Raw genomic sequence first — 4733 nt, 5'->3', positions numbered from 1 at the left:
GTTTAATATGGTAGATCCTAGTATCAAGTACTGGAATGACGAAAAAAGTCACTTGAATGACAGGAAAAGGAAGTATTGGGATGACGAGAAAAAGAGGTACTGAGATGACAAAAAAGCTACTTGGAGGCAACACTATAAAGTGACATTAGATTCCGCGTCAAGCATTCTGCACCGTTCACCTGCATTTCTCCTGAAAACTCCCTACCATAAATTGGCTATGCAAGAGATCTATTTAGTGACAAAATTAATGCTTTTTTAATTTTAATGGCTTATATTCTAACTCTAAATAACGATGGAGATGATTTTTGATGTCAACAGAACTTTCTAAGGGCAATGATAAAAATAAACAATTTCTCATGCAAATTGCTGCTTGGCTAGTAGATAATACTGCTTTAACTTTTAATCAAATAGCGCAATGTTGTAAGTTAGCTCTTGAAGAAGTGCAGAATATAGCTGACGAGGAAATAGATGCTGAAAGATTTAATCCTATTATTTCTGGAATAATAACTGAAAAAGAAATTGACAATTGTAAAAAAAATCCAAATCGTATCCCAAGTTTGATTGCAAAAAATGTAAAAAAAAGGAGTAAATCAATCAGCAACACTTCTGGCCTTACTTCCCTGGCAAGGCGTAGAGATAAACCTAATGCGATTTATTATTTAATAAAGAAGTTTCCTATTTTGGACAACAACGTTATAGCTAAATTGATTAGTACAACAAATTATACAGTCGAGCAGGTAAGGGATGGGTCTCACTATAATATGCAAAATATAAAACCTCAAGATCCTGTACTGCTCGGTCTATGCAGTCAAGAAAATTTAGAAACAGAAATAGAAAAAGCAAAAATAAAGGAAGAGAAACAAGAAAGGTTAAGAAACATAAAGGAAAATTATTAAAGTCTCTAAAACTGTTTATCTATTTTCATGTCTTATTAACATTGAATTAACTTGACTTGTCAGTATTTACTGGTATAATGGCAGGTAAAGTATGTAGCTTAATAGCAATTGAGTTTAATACTTCCTAAATTAGCCTAATTATTATCTTGTAGTCACATTTTAGGTTAGTAAGCATCAATTAAAAATTTTGGAGGACTATGGTAACAATCAATGAAGATGTTTTAGCAAAGGAAAAGATTGCAGCTAAATTAGAATCAGCAAGAACAAGTAAGCAAATTTCTAACAACGGTATGGTAAAACAAACAATAAATGAAGGTCTAAAAGAAAACAAAAAAGCACTAGATCTGAGTGAGCTGAGAAAAAAAACAGCAGAAGAATTATTGGATCTAGCTGAGGAAAGGAAAATTTCAACTAATGGTAAAGGTAATGGCAGAATGCTGAAACAGGAGATGATATTCAGCTTAATGAAGAAAATGAGCGAAGAAGGAGGCGCTACTACAGGAAGCGGAATAGTAGAAATATTACCTGATGGTTTCGGTTTTTTACGTTCAGCAAGTGCTAATTATGCTCCGAGTACTGACGATGTGTATATTTCCAATGGACAGATAAAAAAGTTCAATTTGCGCACAGGAGACATGGTATGTGGAGAAATCGGACCACCTAGTGATAAGGAAAGATATTTTACTTTAACTAAGGTTCAAAGTATAAACTATACCGAAGTAAGTGAACTGAGGAAATACGTCCACTTTGACAACTTGCTTCCTCTTTACCCCGAAGAAAGGTTGATTCTTGAAAACAACGGCTGTGTAGATAATAAAAAAGATATAAGTATGCGAGCTGCGGATATAGTTGCACCTCTTGGAAAAGGACAAAGAGCATTAATAGTTGCTCCACCCCGCACAGGAAAAACGATATTGCTTCAGCAAATGGCTCATTCTATAGCTACAAACCATCCAGAAATAGAATTAATAGTATTGCTTATAGATGAAAGACCTGAAGAAGTGACAGATATGATGCGTTCTGTAAAGGGCGAGGTAGTGAGTTCCACATTCGATGAGCCTGCTTACCGCCATGTACAGCTTGCTGAAATAGTAATAGAAAAAGCTAAAAGAATGGTTGAGCATAAAAAGGATGTTGTAATTTTGCTTGACTCTATAACCCGTCTTGCACGCGCTTATAATGCAGTCATTCCTTCGTCTGGAAAAGTTCTAACTGGTGGTGTAGATTCAAATGCGCTGCAGAGACCAAAACGCTTTTTCGGAGCGGCTCGCAACATTGAAAATGGTGGTTCTTTGACAATAATTGCTACTGCTCTTGTAGAAACTGGTTCAAAAATGGATGAAGTTATTTTTGAAGAATTTAAAGGTACAGGTAATGCTGAGGTTATACTTGATAGAAAACTTGCTGATAAGCGAATATTTCCAGCTATTGATATTACAAAATCTGGAACTAGAAAAGAGGAACTATTAATTGATAAGGCTATACTGAATAAAATATGGGTGTTGCGTAGGATACTTAATCCTATGGGATCTGTTGAAGCAATGGAGTTTTTACGCGATAAATTGCTTTTAACAAAGAATAATGCTGACTTTTTTAACTCTATGAACAATTAAATGTCAACGGTCAGGGGGCAAAAAACTTTGCCCTTCCAGTGAGATAAAATTTAGGAATTCAATCTTAGCTTTTCACTTAAAATCAAATTCACAACATCAGGGCTAGCTTTTCCTTTTGTAAGTTTCATGACTTCGCCAACAAAGAATCCGTACAATTTTGCTTTACCACTTCTGTATTCTTGAACTTTATCTTGGTTGTTATTAATGATTTCATCGATAGCTTCAGATATTTGACCTTTATCGGTTATTTGCTTTAGATCCTGCTCTTCTATAATTAAAGACGCTGATTTGCTAGTTTCAAACATAATATCAAAAACTTGCTTGCCAAGTTTAGCAGAGATTATCCCATCAACGATGAAATCCAAGAGCTCGGACAAGGCATTTGCTTTAACCGGAGAGTTCATAATATCAATACCTGCTTTATTCAAACGGCCAAAAAGTTCTACAGTTAACCAAGTAACGGCAAGCTTTGAATCGTGCTTTTTTACCAATTCTTCAAAATAATCAGCAATTGCTTTATCGGAAGTGATGACTTCTGCATCGTATTCGTTAATACCTAGCTCTTTAATGTATCGTAGCTTCTTTTGGTCTGGCAACTCAGGCAAAGATGACTTGATAAGATCGATTTTGTCCTGGCTTATTTCAACAGGTAACAAATCAGGTTCAGGAAAATATCTGTAATCGCTTGCATCTTCTTTATTTCGCATTACCTTTGTTTTTCCCAAAGCAACATCAAATAGTAAGGTATCTTGACTTATTTCTCTCCCACTCTCCAAAATCTCAATCTGCCTTTGTATTTCGTAATCTATAGCCTGCATAATATAACGTATTGAATTTAGGTTTTTTATTTCACAACGAGTGCCAAATGTGCTGCTGCCTTTTGGGTGCACAGAAACATTTGCATCACAACGAAGTGATCCCTTTTCCATATCACCATCACATGAGCCAATGTAACGTAAAATCTGCCTCAATTTTTTCATAAATTCTGCAGCTTCTGCAGATGACCGAAGGTCCGGCTTTGAAACAATTTCCATTAAAGCAACTCCTACGCGGTTTAAATCCACATAAGTTTTGCTCTTTTCATGAATGCTCTTTCCTGCATCTTGCTCTAGATGAATTCTCGCAATTCTTATTTCTTTTTTATTATTGTTGATAAATACTCTACCGTTCCTAACTATCGGCTCAAAGAACTGAGTTATCTGATAACCTTGCGGTAAATCAGGATAAAAATAGTTTTTCCGATCGAAGTAAGAACACTTATTAATTTCCGCAGAAAGCGCAAGACCGGTGCGTATTGCCTGCTCTATAGAACAGTAATTTAGTATTGGCAATGTGCCAGGCATTGCCGCGTCAATCAGGGAAACTTGAGTATTATGTTCAGCACCAAACTTAGCTGATGAACTAGAAAATAGCTTTGCCTTAGAAGAAACCTGAGCATGCACTTCAAGCCCAATTATCGCTTCCCAATTCTCCTTTGTCATGCGTTCAATCCAAGTGGTAATTTCAATATTCTGCAAAATTAGCACAAAAAGTCAAAACAAAACCCATGTTTTTATACCTTTATCTTAACTTTTTAACCTGCAATTTAAGAGCAGTGTGTACCAAGAATGCAAAAATTACTTGACAAATTCTTTCAACCCCCTTATCACAACACTGGAGGTATTATTTATCTTCAGTCTGTACAGGTTAACTGACAAAAAACTCAATGTAATTGATACCTTATGTTTAATTTTTTGCACTATGTGCACCGTATGTCTTTATAAAACTTCTGTTTTTTTACCTATACGAGCTGAAACGCGCTTATAAGTCGTTTAAGACATCAAAAGCGCCAATATTATAAGATAGATAGTGAATAACTAGCTACTCGGGGTTTCTTGCCTTTTTTTCTGCTTAGTGAATTTCTTAAATGTTTATGGCTAAGGTAGTTGCATTAAAAAGCAGCTAAGTCGCGCTTATTAAGCGTTTAGGATAAAAAACGCCAACATTTCGATACAAAAATAAATAATTAGCCGCCACGGGGCTTCTTTTGCTTTTTTATTTAGTAAATTTCTTAAATATTTATTGATAAAGTAGTATCTTGAATCCCAGTGTGAGCTACTTGAAGACATCATTATAAGGTGACATTGAAACACCATTTGCTGTGAAAGCAAATGGTTGTACATTACACTTTAAAGCTCGGGCTGCTGGCTAGTACCATTCAAATAAAGATATCGTAGAGCTTAGT

The 4733-nt window shown here is 35.3% G+C and carries 3 protein-coding genes; 2 read left to right on the top strand and 1 reads right to left on the bottom strand.

The window, feature by feature from the left end:
- Positions 1-308 precede the first annotated feature (308 nt).
- Both IHO13_RS04550 and rho read left to right on the top strand, forming a co-directional pair.
- The gene (locus IHO13_RS04550; protein ID WP_225538475.1) at positions 309-896 is read left to right on the top strand and encodes a cell cycle transcriptional regulator TrcR; all 588 of its coding nucleotides are present in this window, start codon (positions 309-311) and stop codon (positions 894-896) included.
- Between the two features lie 197 nt (positions 897-1093).
- On the top strand, positions 1094-2509 hold the full coding sequence (rho, locus tag IHO13_RS04545) for a transcription termination factor Rho (protein ID WP_225538474.1): 1416 nt from the start codon (positions 1094-1096) through the stop codon (positions 2507-2509).
- 50 nt (positions 2510-2559) lie between these two features.
- On the opposite strand, the gene gatB is transcribed toward rho, so the two are convergent.
- Entirely contained in the window at positions 2560-3990 is a 1431-nt protein-coding gene (gene gatB, locus IHO13_RS04540) for an Asp-tRNA(Asn)/Glu-tRNA(Gln) amidotransferase subunit GatB (protein WP_225538473.1), read from the bottom strand.
- Positions 3991-4733 lie beyond the last annotated feature (743 nt).

It is taken from the genome of Wolbachia endosymbiont of Mansonella perstans (genome assembly GCF_020278605.1).
GTDB lineage: Bacteria > Pseudomonadota > Alphaproteobacteria > Rickettsiales > Anaplasmataceae > Wolbachia.
The sequence above is the reverse complement of the archived record's forward strand: the minus strand, read 5'-3'. Positions and strand labels throughout refer to the sequence as shown.

Bases quoted from the DNA above. Each gene is read 5' to 3' on its own strand.
- gatB (WP_225538473.1), bottom strand. From the start codon at position 3,990: ATGACAAAGGAGAATTGGGAAGCGATAATTGGGCTTGAAGTGCATGCT.
- rho (WP_225538474.1), top strand. From the start codon at position 1,094: ATGGTAACAATCAATGAAGATGTTTTAGCAAAGGAAAAGATTGCAGCT.
- IHO13_RS04550 (WP_225538475.1), top strand. From the start codon at position 309: ATGTCAACAGAACTTTCTAAGGGCAATGATAAAAATAAACAATTTCTC.